The 19905-nt window shown below is 64.9% G+C and carries 16 protein-coding genes; 8 read left to right on the forward strand and 8 right to left on the reverse strand.

Annotated features, from left to right (window positions below):
• Window positions 1–94 precede the first annotated feature (94 nt).
• Window positions 95–1528: an aldehyde dehydrogenase family protein gene (locus tag FG486_RS13925; protein WP_181268010.1), complete on the forward strand. Its 1434-nt coding sequence runs from the start codon at window positions 95–97 to the stop codon at window positions 1526–1528.
• Window positions 1529–1532: 4 nt separating this feature from the next.
• On the opposite strand, the gene FG486_RS13930 is transcribed toward FG486_RS13925, so the two are convergent.
• The 3 genes from FG486_RS13930 to FG486_RS13940 all read right to left on the reverse strand — a co-directional run bounded on the left by FG486_RS13930 (window position 1533) and on the right by FG486_RS13940 (window position 4994).
• A complete protein-coding gene (locus FG486_RS13930) occupies window positions 1533–2237 on the reverse strand; it encodes a hypothetical protein (RefSeq protein ID WP_066282149.1) in 705 nt (234 codons plus the stop codon).
• 73 nt (window positions 2238–2310) lie between these two features.
• Complete coding sequence (locus tag FG486_RS13935) at window positions 2311–2790, reverse strand: GreA/GreB family elongation factor (protein ID WP_181268011.1); 480 nt, start codon at window positions 2788–2790, stop codon at window positions 2311–2313.
• A gap of 152 nt (window positions 2791–2942) precedes the next feature.
• Window positions 2943–4994 (reverse strand): lytic transglycosylase domain-containing protein, encoded by a 2052-nt coding sequence (locus FG486_RS13940; RefSeq protein ID WP_241695829.1) that lies wholly within the window; start codon window positions 4992–4994, stop codon window positions 2943–2945.
• A gap of 97 nt (window positions 4995–5091) precedes the next feature.
• On the opposite strand from FG486_RS13940, the gene dapA reads away from it, so the two are divergent.
• From dapA to alaS, 7 genes are all read left to right on the forward strand, one after another.
• Window positions 5092–5967, forward strand: coding sequence for a 4-hydroxy-tetrahydrodipicolinate synthase (gene dapA, locus FG486_RS13945; RefSeq protein WP_066282153.1), 876 nt, complete (start codon window positions 5092–5094; stop codon window positions 5965–5967).
• Complete coding sequence (gene smpB, locus FG486_RS13950) at window positions 5967–6449, forward strand: SsrA-binding protein SmpB (protein WP_060978456.1); 483 nt, start codon at window positions 5967–5969, stop codon at window positions 6447–6449. The genes dapA and smpB overlap by 1 nt, the downstream gene beginning before the upstream one ends.
• A 266-nt stretch (window positions 6450–6715) precedes the next feature.
• Window positions 6716–7237, forward strand: coding sequence for a DUF2062 domain-containing protein (locus FG486_RS13955; RefSeq protein WP_181268012.1), 522 nt, complete (start codon window positions 6716–6718; stop codon window positions 7235–7237).
• 142 nt (window positions 7238–7379) lie between these two features.
• Window positions 7380–9833, forward strand: a complete 2454-nt coding sequence (locus tag FG486_RS13960) for a hybrid sensor histidine kinase/response regulator (RefSeq protein WP_181268391.1) — start codon at window positions 7380–7382, stop codon at window positions 9831–9833.
• A complete protein-coding gene (locus tag FG486_RS13965; RefSeq protein ID WP_066282155.1) occupies window positions 9830–10174 on the forward strand; it encodes a response regulator in 345 nt (114 codons plus the stop codon). The genes FG486_RS13960 and FG486_RS13965 overlap by 4 nt, the downstream gene beginning before the upstream one ends.
• A gap of 120 nt (window positions 10175–10294) precedes the next feature.
• The gene (recA, locus tag FG486_RS13970) at window positions 10295–11380 is read left to right on the forward strand and encodes a recombinase RecA (protein ID WP_060978458.1); all 1086 of its coding nucleotides are present in this window, start codon (window positions 10295–10297) and stop codon (window positions 11378–11380) included.
• A gap of 154 nt (window positions 11381–11534) precedes the next feature.
• On the forward strand, window positions 11535–14195 hold the full coding sequence (alaS, locus tag FG486_RS13975) for an alanine--tRNA ligase (protein WP_181268013.1): 2661 nt from the start codon (window positions 11535–11537) through the stop codon (window positions 14193–14195).
• Between the two features lie 300 nt (window positions 14196–14495).
• Here the strand turns inward: alaS and rpmE are convergent, their stop codons facing one another.
• From rpmE to rseP, 5 genes are all read right to left on the reverse strand, one after another.
• Window positions 14496–14726 carry a 50S ribosomal protein L31 gene (gene rpmE / locus FG486_RS13980; RefSeq protein WP_060978460.1) on the reverse strand — a complete coding sequence of 77 codons (231 nt, stop codon included), beginning with the start codon at window positions 14724–14726 and terminating at the stop codon, window positions 14496–14498.
• A 111-nt stretch (window positions 14727–14837) separates the two neighbouring features.
• The gene (fabZ, locus tag FG486_RS13985) at window positions 14838–15296 is read right to left on the reverse strand and encodes a 3-hydroxyacyl-ACP dehydratase FabZ (RefSeq protein ID WP_066282160.1); all 459 of its coding nucleotides are present in this window, start codon (window positions 15294–15296) and stop codon (window positions 14838–14840) included.
• A 9-nt stretch (window positions 15297–15305) separates the two neighbouring features.
• Window positions 15306–15989 carry an OmpH family outer membrane protein gene (locus FG486_RS13990; RefSeq protein ID WP_066282162.1) on the reverse strand — a complete coding sequence of 228 codons (684 nt, stop codon included), beginning with the start codon at window positions 15987–15989 and terminating at the stop codon, window positions 15306–15308.
• Entirely contained in the window at window positions 15989–18673 is a 2685-nt protein-coding gene (gene bamA, locus FG486_RS13995) for an outer membrane protein assembly factor BamA (RefSeq protein ID WP_066282198.1), read from the reverse strand. Before bamA ends, FG486_RS13990 begins: the two co-directional genes overlap by 1 nt.
• A 116-nt stretch (window positions 18674–18789) precedes the next feature.
• Window positions 18790–19902, reverse strand: a complete 1113-nt coding sequence (gene rseP / locus FG486_RS14000; RefSeq protein WP_181268015.1) for an RIP metalloprotease RseP — start codon at window positions 19900–19902, stop codon at window positions 18790–18792.
• Window positions 19903–19905: the final 3 nt, after the last annotated feature.

Here is a 19905-nt window from a genome sequence, read left to right on the forward strand (position 1 = left end):
TGCGCCCCGCTTGCCCTTTCATTGCAACGGGGGAGGGCGGTCCCCTCTCCCAACCCTCTCCCCTGAAGGGGAGAGGGCTTTATGGGATCAGCACATGACCACCCTCAAATCCGTCTACCCGCTCTATCTCAACAACGAGGCGCAGCAGCCGAACACCGATCTGGAGGTGACCGACAAGTTCACCGGCGAGGTCGCGTTCCGTGTGGCGCAGGCCGATGCGGCGACGATCGATGCGGGGATCGCAGGCGCGGTCGAGGCAGCCGAGCCGATGGCGGCGATGCCGAGCTACGAGCGGCAGAACGTGCTCAACCATTGCGTCACGCGCTTCAAGGAACGCGCCGACGAACTCGCCTATGCGCTGTGCGTCGAGGCGGGCAAGCCGATCAAGGACAGCGAGGGCGAGGTCAGCCGCCTGATCGATACCTTCCGCATTGCCGCCGAGGAATCGGTGCGCATGGCGGGCGAGGTCCAGACCATGGACATCAGCCCGCGCGCCAAGGGCTATCGCGGCATGTGGAAGCGCGTCCCGATCGGCCCGTGCTCGTTCATCTCGCCGTTCAACTTCCCGCTCAACCTCGCCGCGCACAAGATCGCGCCGGCGATCGCGGTCGGCTGTCCGTTCGTGATGAAGCCGGCGAGCCGCACGCCGCTGGGCGCAATCATCATGGGCGAGGTGCTGGCCGAGACCAACCTGCCCAAGGGCGCATTCTCGATCCTGCCCGCCAGCCGCGACGGCGCAGACCTGTTCACCACCGACGACCGGCTCAAGCTCCTGTCCTTCACCGGCTCGCCCGATGTGGGCTGGGACCTCAAGGCGCGCTGCGGCAAGAAGAAGGTCGTGCTCGAACTCGGCGGCAACGCGGCGGTCATCATCGATGCCGATGCTAACCTGGATGACGCGATGGAGCGCGTGATCTTCGGTGCTTTCTACCAGTCGGGCCAGAGCTGCATCGGCGTGCAGCGCATCCTCATCCATGCCGATGTCTATGACCGGTTCCGCGACATGCTGGTCGCCAAGACCGCGACGCTGATCGCGGGCGACCCCAAGGATCGCGATACGTTCATCGGTCCGATGATTCACGAGAAGGAAGCATCGCGGCTCGATGGCTGGGTGCAGGAGGCGGTGGCCAAGGGCGGCACGCTGCTGTGCGGCGGCAAGCGCGACGGTGCTATGCTCGAGGCGACGCTGCTCGAGAACGTGCCGCATGACTGCAAGATCGTTACCGAAGAGGCGTTCGGCCCGGTCGCAGTGCTGTCGAGCTTCACCGATTTCAAGGCGGCGATGGCCGAGGTGAACAACAGCAAGTTCGGGCTGCAGGCGGGCGTGTTCACCCGAGACCTGTTCAAGATGTTCGACTGCTGGGACCATCTCGATGTCGGCGGCGTCGTGATCAACGACGTGCCCAGCTTCCGCATCGACAACATGCCCTATGGCGGCGTTAAGGATTCCGGCCTCGGCCGCGAAGGCATCCGCTTCGCGATGGAGGACATGACCGAAATCCGCAACCTGCTGATCCGGGGCGGCTGAGCGTTCAGCCGGTCCCCTGGATCAGCATCATGATCGAGAAGGTCACGAAAAAGCCCTTGAAGACCGCGAATGCGGCGATCCAGCAGGATTTGAGCAGCGAGGTGCCCAGCTCTAGTCGAAACCAGCGCGCCTGCTGCACGGTGTACCAGATCAAGGTCACCAGAAAGATCGGGAAGCCGATATATATACCATCATAATATTTGCCCATGATCGGGTATTCGAAAGTCGTGTCGCTCATGAACGCGATCGCGATATGATTGGCTAGGCCGAACGGCGCGGCGACGAAGCACTGGCTGTAAAAGGGCGGGCGCAGCGACGTTCGGTCGATGGCGATCTTGCGGTGACGCAGCAGATCGATCGACAGCAGCAGCGGGTAGATGCTGAAAATGAACGCCGTGAACATCAGTTCGTTCTTCCAGTCGCGCAGGAATTCGGGGCTGTCCTTGATCGCCTGTGCGACCGCTTCCGGTCCAAGGATGAATTCGCTGACCGTGCTCGCCATCGCGATGGTGATCATCAAGAAGACGGGAGGGTTGATCGTGCTTTCGTAGCGCGCCTTTGGCCGGTCATCGAGCTCGTCATCGGCATAGGCCATCATCCGCTGCGGCCGGAACAGCGAGAGCAGAAAGGTGCGCGGATAGAAATACAGCCAGCTGACGATCTCGAACAAAATGTCCTCGACCGAGCGGAGCAGCCCCATGAAATCCATATGATTGTTCCCCCACTTCAGCGGCAAGAACTATCATAATGATATGGTCGCGCAATGGGGGCGTGGTCGGGCCTCAGCCAGGATAGCGGATCGCCATGACCTCGTATTCCTTCGCGCCTGCGGGCAGTTGCACCGTGCGCAGATCGCCTACGCTGGCGCCCTTGAGCGCGCGGGCGAGCGGGGAGCTCCAGCCGATCCGGCCGGCGCCCGCATCCTGCTCGTCATCGCCGACCAGGGTGAGCGTGCGCCAGTTGTCGTCCTCGTCGGCGATATCGACCTGGGCGCCGAACCAGACGCGGCTCTTGTCGCTCTGCGTCGCAGGATCGATCACGCGCGCGGCCTTCATCTTGCGCGCCAGGCGATTAAGCTCGCGGTCGATCTCGCGCATGCGCTTGCGGCCGTACAGGTAATCGCCATTCTCGCTGCGGTCGCCATTGCCGGCGGCCCAGCTGACGATCTCGACAATCGCGGGGCGCTCAACGCCGAGCAACTGGTCGTAGCGCGCCTTGAGCGCGGCATAGCCTTGCGGGGTGATGTAATTGGGGCGGTCCATGGCGGGGCTTTAGCGTGAACGTGCCAGCAGGTGCAGCCTTTTCAGTTTCCCATCCCCGTCACCCCTGCGAGCGCGGGGGTCCCGCTTCATTTGACCGTCGCACAGAAGCGGGATTCCCGCGTTCGCGGGAATGACGGGGCGGAGGCGTATCGTCAGCCCGGCGTATTCTTCCCCAGATAGCGGCTGAGCTTGTCACGCCCCCGCATCGTCGCGCGCTCGGGGTGCATCACGTCATAGACCACCGCGTTTTCCAGCACGCGCTGGACATAGTTCTTGGTCTCGAAGATCGGGATGCGCTCGACCCATTCGACGATGTCGATGCCGCCCGTGCGCGGGTCACCATTGGCGCGCAGCCATTTGTTCACATTGCCGGGACCTGCGTTGTACGCCGCGACTGCAAGCGGATAGCTGCCGCCGAAATAGTCCATCATCCGGCTGAAATAGCCCGCGCCGAGCTGGATGTTATAGCCGGTATCGTCGGTCAGCGCGCCGAGCGAATAGCTGAGCCCCATCTTGCCCGCCTGTTCGCGCGCGGTGCCCGGCATCAGCTGCATCAGCCCGCGCGCACCGGCATGGCTGACCGCGTTGGGGGCATATTGGCTTTCCTGCCGGGTGATCGCGTGGATCATCGTCCAGCTGCTGAGCGCGCCCGGCGGCACCGGCATTTGCGGGAAGGCGACCGATTGCAGGTCGTCTACGCCCTTGGCGCGCGCCGCCTGGCCGACGATGACCGCAAGGTCGCGCCTCCCGATCTGGCGCGCGAGTTCGGTCGCGAGAACATGCTCTTCCGGGGTCTTCGCCGCCGCTGCCACCGCGCCGAAAAAGCGCCGCTGGGTCGGCCAGTCGCCGCTGCGCGAGATCGCCTGGGTCGCCTGGACCAGCGAGCTCGCGTTGAATCGCCCGCGCTCGACCGCGCTCACTTGCACGCTGGGTGCGGTGGCAAAGGGCGGGATGTCGCGGCCCAGCCGCTCGGTGGCGAGCTGGCCGTAATAATGGTCGGGATAGGCGGCGGCCATTTCGAAATAGCGCATCGCCTCGGCCTGGTCGCCCGCGACGGCGGCTGCACGGCCCGCCCAGTAGAATCCCTTGGAGCGGGTCTGCGGGGTGCGCGCGCCGCCGCCATAGCGCGCGAACATGCCGATCGCATCGCGCGGACGCCCCAGATTCTGCAGCGCCACCGTGCCCGCCAGCCAGGTCAGGCTGGTATAATCGTCGCGCACGCCCAGGCTCTCGTCGGAAATGTCGTGGCCGGGCGCGAAGGCATCATCGACCTTCGAGGCAATGTCGAAGGCAAGCGCATATTGCCCGTCATTGCTCGCCGCGCGCGCCTGGCTCAGCAGCAGCTCGTACCAGCTTTCGGCATTGACCGGACGGTATTGCAGCGCGGGCCGGCTGCCGAGCATCTGGCGCGCGAGCGTCCAGTTGCCGGTATCGACGAGGCGCCTGGCGCGCTGCGCGACATAGCCTGCATCAGCCATCGCCTCGGCGCCGAGCGATCCGGCGAGCGCATCGGCATCGGGCAGGTTCTTGAGCATGGCGAGCCGCGCCGCGAACACCGCGCGCCGTGCTGGGGAGACATAGCCGAACTGCTCCTCGGCATCGGGCGTGGCCTTCGCCCAGAGCAGCGCATCCATCCGCGCGTCATGATCGGCAGCGGTAAAGTCCGTGGCAAAGCGGCTGAACAGCATTGCCTTGTCTTCGGGCATCATCGTGCCGCCGCGCCAGGCGGCGATCGCGACCGTGCGCGCGGCATCGCGCTGCCCCACCGCGTCGAGCGCCATCGCATAGCGCGCGCGGCCGACATTGGTGAGCGGCGCAAAGCGGTTGAAATAGGCGACCACCTCCTGCGGCGCGGCGGGGCCTGCGCCCAGCGCCTGCTCGGCATTGCGGCGCATCTTGTCCTCGTCGGGCCAGCCGGGGTTGGAGATCAGGAAGCTCGCAAAGGTCGAGAAGGTGTAATTGTTGGGCGTGGTGGTCAGCGCGCGCCAGTTGGCGATCGTGCCCGACATGTCGGTCGGCATCGACTGGAGCAGGTTGGCGCGCGCGCGGTCCCAGTCGCTGCCATCGCCGCTGCGGCTCGGCACGGCGGCATAATCGGCGGTCTGGTCGCTGGCGAGACAGGCGGCAGGGACGCCCAGCAGGGGCAGGGCGAGCAGCACGGCGGTGCGCCGCGCAATAGCAATTCGTGAAACCATGCTGGACATGATGCGCTTTCGATCCTTATCAGGCGCTGAACACGCAACCTTGTGTGCGAATGGATTGTTCTTGCCTGATTTGCGGGCAAGGTAAAGGAGCTACCCGATGTTTTCCGGCTCAATTCCGGCCCTTGCGACGCCCTTCCGCGACGGAGCGTTTGACGAGCCTGCGTTCCGCGCGCTGATCGACTGGCAGATCGACAATGGCAGCTCGGGCCTGGTCCCCTGCGGCACCACCGGCGAGGCCGCGACCATGTCGATCGAGGAGCATGATTATGTCGTGCGCGTCTGCGTCGAGCAGGCGGCGGGGCGCGTTCCGGTGATCGCGGGCTGCGGGTCGAACGACACCAAGGTCGCCATCGGGCACATGCTCAACGCAAAGGCCGCCGGCGCCAGCGCAGCGCTGGTCGTGCCGCCTTATTACAACCGCCCCGGCCAGGACGGGGTGCGCGCGCATTTCAAGGCGCTGACCGAGGCGTGCGACCTGCCGATTGTGCTCTATAACGTGCCTGCGCGCACCGTGACCGACATCAAGGTCGAGACCATGGCCAAGCTCTCGCGCTTCCCCACGATCATCGGCGTCAAGGATGCTACCGGCGATCTCGAGCGCGTCAGCGCGCAGCGCGCGCAGTGCGGCAAGAAATTCTGCCAGCTGTCGGGCAATGACGAACTGGCGCTCGGTCATCGCGCGATGGGCGGTGTCGGCTGTATCTCGGTGACCGCCAATGTCGCGCCTGCCTTGTGCGCGCAGTTTCAGGCGGCGCTGGCCAAGGGCGATTACAAGGCCGCGCTCGCGCTCAACGACCGTCTGTACCCGCTACACTCGGCGATGTTCTCAGATGCGTCGCCCGGCCCGGTCAAATATGCGCTGCACCGCGTGCGGCCCGATTTCCTGCCGGATCTCAGGCTGCCGATGACCCCGCCCGACAAGAAGAGCCGCAAGGCGGTCGACGCGGCACTGGTGCACGCTGGGCTTATCTGATGGCGCGGCCCAAGCCCGAGACGTTCGACAAGAAGAAGATCGTCGCCGAGAACCGGCGCGCGCGCTACGATTATGCCATCGATCAGGTGTACGAGGCGGGGATCGCGCTTACCGGCACCGAGGTCAAGTCGCTGCGCTTCGGCGAGGGATCGATCGCGGAAAGCTATGCCGAGGTCAGCGACGAGCAGGTCTGGCTGATCAATTCGAACATCCCCGAATTCAGCCATGGCAACCGCTTCAATCACGAGCCCAAGCGCCCGCGCAAGCTGCTGCTCCACGCGCGCGAGATCGCCAAGCTGCACGGAGCGGTGGCGCGCCAGGGCATGACCTTGGTGCCGCTGTCGATCTTCTTCAACGGAAGAGGCCGCGCCAAGGTCGAACTCGCGCTCGCCAAGGGCAAGAAGGCGCCCGACAAGCGCGCGGCGACCAAGGAACGCGAGTGGAAGCGCGAGCAGGGCCGCCTGCTGCGCGATCGGGGATAAGCAACTCTCCGCCCGTCGAAAATTAACCTCGCTTCATAAGATCGCGTGCGCCAGATCACCGCCGCGCGCTATGGGGCGTGCTCGAACGGGGTCGCAGCCCGATTCGGGTGATTTCGAATCTGGGTAAACGTCGTTTTAATCCGTTGGGGGCTATGGCCTTTTGCGGCGGCGCTCCCACATGGGCCCTGTCGCTTGCAGCGGACAGCAAAGGGCATAGGGTTTTGGAGTTGACGGAAGGCCGTTTCACCCGCTGGGTTGGTCGCAACATGCCGACACGCGAGAGTATGGAGCAGAACCGCTTCATCCGGCCTTTTGCTGCGCGCGTGCTGCGCTCTGACCTGTGGCGATTCACCCGGCGGTCGGTGCCGCGCGGCGTGGCTCTGGGGGTGCTGGTCGGCGTGATCCTGCCGATCGCGCAGATCTTCGGCGCGGCGCTGCTCGCGCTTCCGTTCCGCGCCAATGTGCCGGTCGCGGCGCTGACCACCTTCATCACCAATCCGTTCACGACGCCGCTGCTCTGGGTCGCCGCCTATCATGTCGGCAGCTTCATCCTGCGCGTCGATGCCTCGACCTTCGGCCAGCCGGTGGCGACCGCGCTCAACCAGCCGCATGTCGAGACCTGGATGGAATGGCTGACCGGCGCCGCCTCGATCACCGCCTTTGGCCTTGTCGTGCTGGCCATCGTGATGGCGGCGGTCGGCTATGTCGCCAGCGCGATCGGCTGGCGGATATGGATCGCGGGCAAGCGCCAGCGTCGCCTCGCCAGGGCGCGCCACCGCCTCCCTTGAACGCCTTGCGATTTGTAACGCATCCCGGATTGCGCTAGCGTCGCGCGCGCAACACTGAAGCTGGCCGGACGCGCCATGCCAGGGGGATCCGACGACCTTGACCACCACCCGTGCCCGCCCCGACCTTGACTGGCCGGAATGGCTGCCCGCGCTTCCCGATCCCGACAGCCCCGATGCCCGCATCACCACGCTAATCATCCTCGGCGGACTGGTGGTGAGCGGCGGCCTGATCTGGCTAGCGCTGGGTGACTGGGTGCCGCTGGCGCTGTTCGCGGGTGGTCTGGTGGCGCTTGCCTCGCTGATCCTGCTGGTGCGTCACCAGTTTCCGCCGCGCAGCGACGTGCAGCGCACGATGCCCGACTGGTCGGTGACCTTCGCCGCGACCGACCACCCGACGATCGCGATTGCCATTACTGACGAGGCGGGGCGGATGATCTGCGCCAACCAGCGCTTCATCGACCAGTTCGGCGCCGAGATGGTCCCGCCGAAATTGTCGCTGGCCGGTCAGGGCGGCGACCTGCTCGCCGAGGCAGGACGCGCCGCCTGGCGCGATGGCGAGGGCAGGGCCAGCGGACTGGTCGCTGCAGGCGTTCCGATCGATGCCGAGGTGCGCCGTGTCGGGCGCGGGCAGGACTATCTACTGTGGAAGTTCGAGCCGGTCGCACGGCACGATCTCGCGGTTGAGGCCGATGCGATGCTGGTCGGGCGTCCCGGGCGCGCGCTGGGCGAGGGCGGCTTCATGGCCGCCGCGATCAGCCCCGAAGGTCGCATCCGTGCCGCCAACAGCGCCTTTGCCGCGCGCGCCGCCGGGGCCGAGGCGGGCAATATCGTCGGGCGCGATCTCGCGAGCTTCCTGCGCGCCGACGAGCGCAACCGTATCTATTTCGAGCGCGAGGGCCGCAAGGGCGTCCCGCTGCGCCTGTTCCACCTGCCGCTGGTCGATCCGCTCCACGTCACCGATCCGGCGGAGCGCGAGAAGGCACCTGCGCTGGTCGTGCTGATCGACGAAGACCCGGCTGGCATGGATAAGGGCACCGCACTGGGCTATGTCCAGACGCTGCTCGGGTTGCTGCCGGTGGGCCTGGCGATGACCGATCGCGACGGGCGCTTCCTGTTCGCCAACGATGCGTTCCTGCGCGCGGCAGGGATCACCGAGGCCGAACTGCCGCCCTATCCCGGCGATCTGGTGGTGCGCGAGGACAAGGGCGCGATCGCCGATGCGGTGCGCCGCCATGCCAGCGGACAGGCGATGGCGGGCGATGTCGCGCTGCGGCTACGCAACCAGCCCGACGAGCCGGTGACGCTATCGCTCGCCAGCCTGCGCGGAATGGGCGATGCTGCGGTGCTGCTCTCGGTCAAGGATAACAGCGAGGAAAGCCGGCTCAAGCGCCAGGTCGCGCAGGCAAGCAAGATGCAGGCGATCGGCCAGCTCGCGGGCGGCGTTGCGCATGATTTCAACAACGTGCTGACTGCGATCATCGGCCATTGCGACCTGATGCTGATGCGGCACAGCCCCGGCGACAGCGATTATGACGACATCCAGCAGATCCGCAGCAACTCCAACCGCGCGGCCTCGCTGACCCGGCATCTGCTCGCCTTCTCGCGCCAGCAGACCCTGCGGCCGCAGGTGCTGCAGCTGCCCGATATCGTCTCCGACACGTCCGAGCTGCTCAAGCGGCTGATCGGCGAGAAGATCGTGCTCGAGGTCCAGCACGACCGCAATCTGGGCCCGGTCCGCGCCGATCCCGGCCAGCTCGAACAGGTGATCGTCAATCTTGCGGTCAATGGCCGCGATGCGATGCTCGCCAAGCGCCCGCCCGGCGGCACGCTCACCATCCGCACGCGCAAGGTAACGGCGGCGGACGTGCGCGCGATGAACAGCGACATCCTGCCGGTCGACGATTACAGCGCGATCCTGGTCGAGGATGGCGGCACCGGCATGCCGCCCGACGTGCAGGCGCGCATCTTCGAGCCGTTCTTCACCACCAAGGAGGTCGGCAAGGGCACAGGGCTTGGTCTGTCGACGGTGTACGGCATCGTCAAGCAGTCGGGCGGCTATATCTTTGTCGATTCCGAACCGGGCCAGGGCACGACCTTCTCAATCTATTTCCCGGTCTATCGCGGTGGCGCGGTCGAACAGCGCAGCCGCAAGCAGACCGCCAAGGTCAATCCCGGCCAATGGGGCCATGCGCGGCTGCTGCTGGTCGAGGACGAGGACATGGTCCGCGCGGTCGCCGAGCGTGCGCTGACGCGCCAGGGCTTTACCGTGGTGACCGCGAGCGATGGCGAGGACGGGCTCGAGCGGCTGGGTGATAGCGGCCCGTTCGACCTCGTCGTCAGCGATGTCGTGATGCCCAATCTCGACGGGCCCGGCATGGCGGTGGAGATGCGCAAGCGCATGCCCGGCCTGCCGATCCTGTTCATGTCTGGCTATGCCGAGGAAACGCTGCGGCAGAGCATATCGATCGACCAGGTGCACTTTCTGCCCAAGCCGTTTTCGGTTGCGCAGATTGTCGATGCCGTGCACGGCGCGCTCGCTGCATCGGCACCCCCGCCGAACCAGGCCCCAGCGAATGAAGGAAAGCTACCCACGTGACTGAGTCCAGGACCTTCCTGATCGCCGAGGACGAGGCGATGATTGCGATGCTGCTTGAAGATTTCATCGACCTGGCCGGTCACCAGATCGCTGCCATGGTCGCCAGCCTGGAAGATGGGCTGGCAGCGGTGCAGGCCGGCGGCTTCGATGCTGCGATCCTCGACGTCAACCTGGGACGCGACAAGGTCTGGCCGCTCGCCGATGCGCTGCGCGAGGCCAGTGTGCCCTATATCTTCGCGACGGGGGGCGGCGACACCATACCGTCCGAGCATGCGTCCGCACCCACCTTGCCCAAGCCCTATACGCTGGCGTCGCTCGAGGCGGTGCTCGCGCGGCTCTGACGCGTTTTGCCCTTGCGTTCTGCTGCGATGTTCCCTAACTGTTCCAAAAGAACAGATTGGGTACATCACTGAGTCGTTGCGCCGGAGGTCCGGAGCAATTAGGCAGGAAAGGGCAGGGCTATGGCCGGGCAGCTTAAACTCATCCAGACCGAAAAAGAGGCAAAATCCATGGACAGGCAAAAGGCGCTCGATGCGGCGCTGGCTCAGATCGACCGGGCCTTTGGCAAGGGGTCGGCGATGCGGCTGGGCTCCAAGGAGGCGATGCAGGTCGAGGCGATCTCGACCGGTTCGCTGGGCCTGGACATCGCGCTCGGCGTCGGCGGCCTGCCGCGTGGCCGCGTGATCGAGATCTACGGTCCTGAAAGTTCGGGCAAGACCACGCTCGCGCTGCACGTGATCGCAGAGGCGCAGAAGAACGGCGGCACCGCCGCGTTCGTCGACGCCGAACATGCGCTCGATCCGGTCTATGCCAAGAAGCTCGGCGTCAATATCGACGAACTGATCGTCTCGCAGCCCGATACCGGCGAACAGGCGCTCGAGATTACTGACACGCTTGTCCGCTCGAACGCGATCGACGTGCTGGTGGTCGATTCGGTCGCGGCTTTGGTGCCGCGCGCGGAGATCGAGGGCGAGATGGGCGACAGCCATGTCGGCCTGCAGGCGCGCCTGATGAGCCAGTCGTTGCGCAAGCTGACCGGATCGATCAGCCGTTCGCGCTGCATGGTGATCTTCATCAACCAGCTGCGCATGAAGATCGGCGTTATGTACGGCAATCCGGAAACCACCACCGGCGGCAATGCGCTCAAGTTCTACGCCTCGGTGCGTCTCGACATCCGCCGCACCGGCCAGATCAAGGACCGCGACGATATTGTCGGCAACACCACCCGGGTGAAGGTCGTCAAGAACAAGGTCGCCCCGCCGTTCAAGCAGGTCGAATTCGACATCATGTATGGCGAGGGCATTTCCAAGATCGGCGAGATTCTCGATCTCGGCGTGAAGGCGGGAATCGTCGAGAAGGCGGGCAGCTGGTTCAGCCACGATTCGGTGCGGATCGGCCAGGGCCGCGAGAACGCCAAGAACTTCCTCAAGGAAAATCCCGAGATGATGGCCAAGATCGAAGGCCTGATCCGCGGGCAGCAGGACAAGGTGGCCGAAGAGATGATGACCGGCCCTGATGCCGAGGACGATATCGGCGACGATATGTAATCGGCGCGGCTCTTGCCCGCTGTCGTTTCGCCAGGGCGGGCAGGCAATCGGTTGGAACAGATCGAAGGGGCAGGGCGGCAGCAAGCGGCTCTGTCCCTTCATTTTTGCGCATATATTGCTTCAATCTCGCTTCAACTCGCCTTATGTCGCAGCCATGACATCGACAAATGACATCCGGCGTTCGTTCCTCGACTATTTCGGGGGCAACGGCCATGACATCGTGCCTTCCGCGCCGCTGGTTCCGCACAACGACCCGACGCTGATGTTCGTCAACGCCGGCATGTTGCCGTTCAAGAACGTGTTCACGGGGCTCGAATCCCGCGCCAATGCGCGCGCCACTTCGTCGCAGAAATGCGTGCGCGCCGGGGGCAAGCACAACGATCTCGACAATGTCGGCTATACCGCGCGGCATCACACGTTCTTCGAGATGCTGGGCAATTTCTCGTTCGGCGACTATTTCAAGGAAGAGGCGATCCACCACGCCTGGACGCTGGTCAACAAGACCTGGGGCCTGGCCGCTGACAAGCTGACCGTCACCGTCTATCACACCGACGACGAGGCATTCGGCCTGTGGAAGAAGATCGCGGGTCTTCCCGACGAGCGCATCATCCGCATCGCCACGTCGGACAATTTCTGGTCGATGGGCGATACCGGGCCCTGCGGTCCGTGCAGCGAGATCTTCTACGACCATGGCGACCATATCTTCGGCGGCCCGCCGGGATCGCCCGACGAGGATGGCGACCGGTTCATCGAGATCTGGAACCTGGTGTTCATGCAATATGAACAGCATGCCGATGGCCGCCGCACCAACCTGCCGCGTCCGTCGATCGACACCGGCATGGGCATCGAGCGCATCGCTGCTGTCATGCAGGGCGTGCACGACAATTACGATATCGACCTGTTCAAGGCGCTGATCGCCGCCTCGGGCCAGGCGACCGGCACCGCGACCACGGGCGCCAATCAGGCGAGCCACCGGGTCATCGCCGATCACTTGCGCGCGACCTCGTTCCTGATCGCCGATGGCGTTCTCCCCGCCAATGAAGGGCGCGGCTATGTGCTGCGCCGGATAATGCGCCGCGCGATGCGCCACGCGCATATCCTGGGCGCGGCGGACCCGCTGATGCACCGGCTGGTGCCCACGCTGGTCGCCGAAATGGGCCAGGCATTCCCCGAACTCGTCCGCGCGCAGCCGCTGATCGAAGAGACCTTGGAGCGCGAGGAAACCCGTTTCCGCCAGACGCTCGACAAGGGGCTGAGGCTGCTCGACGAGGCGACGGCCGACCTGTCCGAAGGCGCGGTGCTCTCGGGCGAAACCGCGTTCCGGCTCTACGACACCTATGGCTTCCCCTATGACCTGACCGAGGATGCGCTGCGCAGCCGCGGTCTCGGCGTCGATCGCGCAGGCTTCGACACCGCAATGGCCGCGCAAAAGGCTGCGGCACGCGCCGCGTGGAAGGGTTCGGGCGAGGCAGCGTCAGCCGAGATCTGGTACGACATTGCCGAACGCGCCGGTGGCACCGAGTTCACCGGCTATACGGCGACCGAAGGCGAGGCCGAGGTGGTCGCGCTGGTCCGTGACGGCACCGAGATCGAGAGCGCTTCTGCAGGCGACAGCGTCACCATCCTGGTCAACCAGACCCCGTTTTATGGCGAGAGCGGCGGCCAGATGGGCGACGCCGGGACGATCTCGTCGCTCGGCGGGCTGAAGGCGGTGGTCGACGATACCTCCAAGCCGCTCGGCCGTCTGCACGCGCACCAGGCGCGCGTTGAGGCGGGGACGATCAAGGTCGGCGATACCGTGCATCTCGCGGTCGATGTCGAACGGCGCGACGCACTGCGTGCCAACCACAGCGCGACGCACCTGCTGCATGCAGCCTTGCGCAATCATCTCGGCGGCCATGTTACCCAGAAGGGTTCACTGGTCGCGCCCGACCGGCTGCGCTTCGACTTCTCGCATCCCAAGGCCCTGACCGAGGCCGAGATCGCGGCGATCGAGGCCGAGGTCAACGCTGAAATCCGCGCCAACGAGGCGGTGACGACCCGGCTGATGAGCCCCGATGATGCGGTCCAGGCGGGCGCGCTGGCCCTGTTCGGCGAAAAGTACGGCGAGGAAGTCCGCGTGCTCTCGATGGGCCGCGCCACCGACAAGCATTATTCGGTCGAACTGTGCGGCGGCACGCATGTGCGCGCGCTCGGCGATATCGGCATCTTCCGCATCGTCAGCGAGAGCGCGGTGTCGAGCGGCGTCCGCCGGATTGAGGCGCTGACCGGCGAAGGTGCGCGGCAGTGGCTGGTGGCGCGTGACGAGCGGGTCAAGGCGATCGCCGCGCTCGTCAAGACGTCGCCCGACGAGGTCGAGGCACGCATCGCCTCGCTGGTCGAGGAACGCCGCGCGCTCGAACGCGAACTCGCTGAAGCCCGCAAGGCGCTGGCGCTGGGCGGCGGTGCCGGTAAGGCGGGGCCGGCGGTCGAAAGCATCGGCGGAGTCAGCTTCCAGGCGCAGGTGATCGACGGGCTCGACCCCAAGGAACTGCGCGGGCTGCTCGATCAGGCCAAGTCGGCCCTCGGATCGGGCATCGCGGTGATGGTCGCGACCAATGACGGCCGCGCTGCCTTTGCGGCTGCCGTAACCGACGATCTGACCGGTCGCTTCAGCGCGGTCGATCTGGTGCGCGCAGGCGTCGAGGCGCTGGGCGGCAAGGGCGGCGGCGGCCGTCCGGACATGGCGCAGGGCGGTGGTCCCGATGCCAGCAAGGCGGAAGCCGCCGTCGCGGCGGCGCGCGCACTGGTCGAGAACGCTGCAGCACCTGCTTGATTGATAAATCCCCTGCGAAGGCGGGGCACCTTGTTATAGCTACCACAGCAAACCGGTCCCCTGCGAAGGCAGGGGCCCATCACCTGCACTCGCCTTCTGCGTGGGCGGTCAGCGAATCTGGTAGGCGGTCTGTTGCGAGCGAGCCGGTGATCACATCCTGACAGCTCTGGAGATGGGCTGCTGCCTTCGCAGGGGATCGGCAGAGGGGCTGGCCACAGGAACGCCAACCATAAAAAAGGGCTGCGAAACCATGCGGTTCGCAGCCCTTTTTGATAGCGTCTCTCAGATGAGAGGCGGTTCTCAGCCCTTCTTGAGCGAGATGCCGCCGAAGCGCTTGTTGAAGCGGGCAACCTGGCCGCCCGAGTCCATCAGGCGCTGGTTGCCACCGGTCCAGGCCGGGTGCGAAGTCGGGTCGATATCCAGCTGCAGCGTGTCGCCTTCCTTGCCCCAGGTCGAGCGGGTCTGGTACACGGTGCCGTCGGTCATCTTCACATTGATCATGTGGTAATCGGGATGGATATCGTTCTTCATCGTCTTTGTCCTTGAATATGGCTGGTTCCGACCAGCCCGCAGGATGAATGGGAAGCGGCGCGCATAACGCTGCACGCCGCCAAAAGCAAGGGATTTACCAGAGCCGCCGGATCAGGCGGGCGGATCGGCGATCATTGCGGTAAAGCCGACCTCGCAGGCGAGCTTGCCGTTGATCTCGGCCCGCGCCTTGAACTTGCACACCTTGGCACGCTTCTGTTCGAACTCGGCATGCAGGTCGAGCAGCACGCCGGGTTCGACCGGAACGCGGAACTTCGCGCCGTCGATCGCCATGAAATAGACCAGCTTGCCCGAGCCTGCCAGGCCGAGCGATTCGACCGCCAATATGCCCGCCGCCTGCGCCAGCGCCTCGACGATAAGCACGCCGGGCATGATCGGGCGGGTGGGAAAATGGCCCTGGAAGAACGGCTCGTTCATGCTGACGGCCTTGATCGCGTGGATCGACTGGTCGATGTCCAGCCGCGCCACGCGGTCAACGAGCAGCATGGGATAGCGGTGCGGAAGCGCCGCCATCACCTTGAGGATGTCGTAGTTCACATCGCCTTCAGCCATGGGCCGGACTTACCGGCCTTCGGGCTGCTGTGCGGCAGGGGCTGCCGGACGGGCCTGGCCCTGGGCGGCCTGCTGCGCAGCCTGGGCTTCGCGCTGCTGACGCGGCAGCCAGCCCTGCGGCGGGACCAGCTGGGCGGTCGGGATCAGCGCGTTCAGTTCGGCAGTGATGTCCTTGGTGATGTCATAGCCATCGGCGCGGGCGAGCGTGGCGCCGGCTTCGAACACGATGCTGACCTTGCGCTTGGTCATCGCCTGACGGACCGCCTGGTCGAACTTGTCGCTGATCTGCTCGAGCACATAGGCTTCCGACAGCGCGACCGGCTGCAGGATTTCCTGCACTTCCTGCGAACCCTGCTCGCGCAGCTGCTGGATCTGGCCCAGCTGCTGCTGCAGCGCTGCCTGGTTCTGCTGCGCGTTGGGCGCCTGCACGTCGGTGTTGAACTTGTTCACCAGCGGCTCGAGCTGCTGGCGGATCTGGTTCGACTTGGCCTGGGCGGCGTCATACTGCGCCTTGTAGGTGGTCGGACGCGCGGTGTTGGCGTTGACGAAGGCCGACGATTCGACCACGGCGCGGCGCTGATCGGCCACGGCGATACCGGCCACGGTCTGCGCCGCAACGGGAGCGATCGCGCCCGAAGCCAGGGTGCCGGCAGCCATCAGGGCTGCGGCGGTGCATTTCAGAAAGAGTTTCATCAGAACTGGGTCCCTACGTTGAATGTGAATAGACGGGTGTCGTCGCCAGGCTCCTTGAGCAGGGCGCGGGCAATATCGATGCGGAACGGGCCGAAGGGCGAGTTCCAGTTGACGCCAAAGCCGACGGTGACGCGAGGCTTGGGCGAATCGCCGAAAAACTGTTCGGTAAAGGCGAGGCTCGGCGTATTGGGCTGACCGGCGGCATTGGTCGCATTGGTCACGGTGTTGATCACCTGATTGCCCTGCGTGTCGGTTCCGAGTTCCAGATATTGCAGATTGCCGTTCGCGTCGCGGTTCTGCGGCGTCTGCAGCAGCGGCCGCACCACGCCGAACACGGCGCCGGCATCGACGAACACCGACGGACGCAGGCCAAGTTCGCGGGCGCCGCTGCCCAGCGGGATGTCGAGCTCGGCACGGGCGAGATAGTAATAGCGACCGCCAAGCGCGTCATCGACGCGGTTGCGGCGTCCGGTGACGGGGGTGTTGACGATCGCGCCGTTGACGATCTCGGGCGTGAAGCCGGTACGGATTACGCGCGGGCCGACGCCGCGGATGTCGAAACCGCGGATCTGCGGCTGCCCCAGGAAGAAGCGGTCGGTCAGGCGGATATCGTCGATCCCCTGTGCCGGCGTGCCACGGTCCTCGAACGCGATGATATGGCCACCTTCTGCCGCAATGGTGAAGATGAAGCCGCTGCGGCCGATGCGCCAGTGCTTCGACGCGTTGAGACGCGTGCGCAGATAGCTTACCGCACCGCCAAGGCCGGCAAAGTCCTGCGACAGCGTCACGTTCTGGCCGCGCGTGGGACGGATGCGGTTGTCGCGATTGTCATAGATCAGCGAATAGCCGATCAGCGAGGTCGTGCGCTGTCCCAGGTTGTCGCACAGGAAGAAGCCTGCACGGACCGGGTCGCATTCCAGCGTGCCGTTGCCGTCAAGGTCGGAGAAGAACTGGGTACGGTCGAGCGTGACGTCGTCGACCGTCAACGAGTAGCGCAGCAGCGCCGAGACATATTCGGTCAGCGGCACGCCAAGACGGAACGATGCGCCGGTGGTTAGCTGTTCGAACGTGGTATTGCGCGAATTACCAACGAAGTTGAAGCTGTTGAGGTCGCGGCGGAAAATATCCGCACCGAACGAGATGTTCTTGTCGAACACATAGGGTTCGGTGAAGCTCAGATTGAGCCCTTGCGAGAATTGCGAGTAGTTGATGCTGAGGCCGACGGTCTGGCCCTTGCCGCGGAAGTTGCGCTGACGGATCGACGCCTGAAGGATGAAATTCTCGATCGACGAGAAACCGGCGGAGAGCTGAAGCTCGCCGGTCGCCTTTTCCTCGACATTGGCTTCGAGGATGATGCGATCGGGCGCGCTGCCCTGCTTCTGCTCGATCTCGAACTTTTCCTGGAAATAGCCGAGCGAGTTGATGCGGTTTTCCGAGCGCTTGACCAGGAAGCTGTTGAACGCGTCGCCCTCGTTCAGGCGGAACTCGCGCCGGACGATCTTGTCCTGGGTGAGCGTGTTGCCGTTGATGTCGATCCGCTCGACATAGACGCGCGCCGATTCCGCCAGCTCGAACGTGATGTCCATCGTGAGCGTTTCGCGGTTGCGGTTGAAATTGGGGCGCACGTCCGCGAACGCGTAACCGAACAGGCCAGCGGTTTCGCTGAGCTGTTCCACGGTGTCCTCGACCAGCTTGGCATTGTACCAGTCGCCGGTCTTCATCGGCAGCTGGGCCTTGAGGCCATCTTCGGAAAAGTCGCGAATCTGGCTGTCGACGCCGACATCGCCGAACTTGTAGCGATCGCCTTCCTCGACGACATAGGTGATGATGAAGTCGCGCTTGTCCGGGGTCAGCTCGGCCACTGCCGAGATCACGCGGAAATCGGCATAGCCCTGGGTCAGATAGAACTGGCGCAACTTCTGCTGGTCATAGGCCAGCTTGTCGGGATCGTAGGAATCGCCCGAGCTGAAGAAGCGGTAGAAGCGCGACTGCTTGGTCGCCATCTCGCCGCGCAGTTCTCCGTCGGAGAATTTCTCGTTGCCCAGAATGTTGATCTGGCGGACCTTGGAGCGCGGACCTTCGTTGATCTCGAACACCACGTCGACGCGGTTCTGGTCCTGCTGGACCATCTTCGGCTCGACCGTGGCGGCAAAGCGGCCCTGGCGCTTGTATAGCTCGATGATGCGCGCGACGTCGGCGCGGACCTTGGTGCGGGTGAAGATCTGGCGTGGCGCAAGACGGATCTCGGGAAGGATCTTGTCTTCCTTGATGCGCTTGTTGCCTTCCAGGATCACGCGGTTGATGACCGGGTTCTCCTTGACGTCGATAACCACCGCGCCGTCATTGTTGCGGATGGCGACGTCGGCAAAGAGTTCGGTCTCGAACAGGTCGCGCAACGCCTGGTCGGCCGCAACCTGGGTATAGATGTCGCCGACGCGCAGCTGGATATACGAACGGACGGTATCCGCCTCGATCCGCTGCGATCCGTTCACGGTGATCGACCGGATCTGCTGGCCTGCAGGCGGTACCACGGCAGCGGGAGTTGATGCCTGGGGCGGTGCGGGAGGGGCTGCCGGACCTGCAGCCTGGGCGAAGGCGGCGCTTGCGGTTCCCGCCAGAACGGTGGAACTCAGCAACAGGCCGAGGGCACGCGCGCCAATGGCGATTTTCTGTTCAGATTTCACGAAAAAAAGACCCACCCTAAGCCAAAAAACATCGGACGGTCCCTGCATTGCCGTCCGATAACCCGCCCCGGTGCGCAAACCCCTGCATCATCCGCCGCAATCAATCAACCCGTCTTTCAGCCGAGCAGGCCGAACGATGCCAGATCGTTGACGGTCACGAACACCATCAGGGCCAGCACGGCCGCCAGGCCCGAACGGAACGCCCATTCCATGACCTTGGGATTCACGGGTTTGCGCCGGATTCCCTCGATCGCATAGAACAGCAGGTGACCGCCATCGAGCATGGGAATTGGCAGCAGGTTGATGAACCCCAAATTAATTGAAATCAGCGCGATGAAGAAGATGAAGTCGTCGAGCCCGGCCGAGAGCTGCTCGCCCGAAACCTGCGCGATTTTGAGCGGCCCACCGAGTTCGGAAACCGAGCGGCGCCCCGTGATGACCTGACCCAGGGTCGCGACCATCAACCGGACGACATCGCCGGTACGCTCGACCGCGACCACGGGCGCCTCGACCAGCGAGACTGGCCGCATGACCGGCTTGGCGGACATGATGCCGAGGCGACCGATGCGATATTCGTTGCCGAAACGGTCCTTCTGGATCTCGACCCCGATCTTGAAATCGAACTCGCGGACCTTTCCGGCGCGTTCGGCGCGCAGCGTGATGCGTTCATCTGGCCGGTGAGCGATGCGGCGTCCAAGCTCGTCGAACCACTCGATCCGCTCGCCATCGACCGAGACGATGCGGTCGCCCGGCAGCAGCCCGGCCTCCGCCGCTGACGATCCAGGGAGCACGCCTGCGACCACCGGCGGGGTGACGCTCTTGCCATAGGCAAAGGCGAAGCCGGCGAGGATCAGGATGGCGAACAGGAAGTTGATCGCAGGGCCCGCGAACACGATCAGCGCGCGCTGCCAGAGCGTCTTGGACTGGAAGGTGCGGTTGCGCTCTTCGGCGGGCAGGGCGGCCCAGTTGGGATCGGCGCGGCTCGAGGGGTCCATGTCGCCCGCGAACTGGACATAGCCGCCCAGCGGCAGCATTCCCAGTTTCCAGCGGGTGCCACGCTTGTCGGTCCATCCGGCAATCTCGCGCCCGAAGCCGATCGAGAAGGACTCCGCCTTCACCCCGAACCAGCGTCCGACCAGATAGTGGCCCATTTCGTGGACGAACACCAAAGGGCCGAGCACGAGGAAGAAGGCGAAGACGGTCAGCAACAAGCCGGGATTTTCGTTCAAGGG

It is taken from the genome of Blastomonas ursincola, from assembly GCF_013607875.1.
In the GTDB taxonomy this organism is placed as follows: domain Bacteria; phylum Pseudomonadota; class Alphaproteobacteria; order Sphingomonadales; family Sphingomonadaceae; genus Blastomonas; species Blastomonas ursincola.

What these genes read in the sequence shown, in the direction of transcription:
- FG486_RS13925 (WP_181268010.1), top strand. Translation starts at nt 95, where the DNA reads ATGACCACCCTCAAATCCGTCTACCCGCTCTATCTCAACAACGAGGCG.
- FG486_RS13930 (WP_066282149.1), bottom strand. Translation starts at nt 2,237, where the DNA reads ATGGATTTCATGGGGCTGCTCCGCTCGGTCGAGGACATTTTGTTCGAG.
- FG486_RS13935 (WP_181268011.1), bottom strand. Translation starts at nt 2,790, where the DNA reads ATGGACCGCCCCAATTACATCACCCCGCAAGGCTATGCCGCGCTCAAG.
- FG486_RS13940 (WP_241695829.1), bottom strand. Translation starts at nt 4,994, where the DNA reads ATGTCCAGCATGGTTTCACGAATTGCTATTGCGCGGCGCACCGCCGTG.
- dapA (WP_066282153.1), top strand. Translation starts at nt 5,092, where the DNA reads ATGTTTTCCGGCTCAATTCCGGCCCTTGCGACGCCCTTCCGCGACGGA.
- smpB (WP_060978456.1), top strand. Translation starts at nt 5,967, where the DNA reads ATGGCGCGGCCCAAGCCCGAGACGTTCGACAAGAAGAAGATCGTCGCC.
- FG486_RS13955 (WP_181268012.1), top strand. Translation starts at nt 6,716, where the DNA reads ATGCCGACACGCGAGAGTATGGAGCAGAACCGCTTCATCCGGCCTTTT.
- recA (WP_060978458.1), top strand. Translation starts at nt 10,295, where the DNA reads ATGGCCGGGCAGCTTAAACTCATCCAGACCGAAAAAGAGGCAAAATCC.
- alaS (WP_181268013.1), top strand. Translation starts at nt 11,535, where the DNA reads ATGACATCGACAAATGACATCCGGCGTTCGTTCCTCGACTATTTCGGG.
- rpmE (WP_060978460.1), bottom strand. Translation starts at nt 14,726, where the DNA reads ATGAAGAACGATATCCATCCCGATTACCACATGATCAATGTGAAGATG.
- fabZ (WP_066282160.1), bottom strand. Translation starts at nt 15,296, where the DNA reads ATGGCTGAAGGCGATGTGAACTACGACATCCTCAAGGTGATGGCGGCG.
- FG486_RS13990 (WP_066282162.1), bottom strand. Translation starts at nt 15,989, where the DNA reads ATGAAACTCTTTCTGAAATGCACCGCCGCAGCCCTGATGGCTGCCGGC.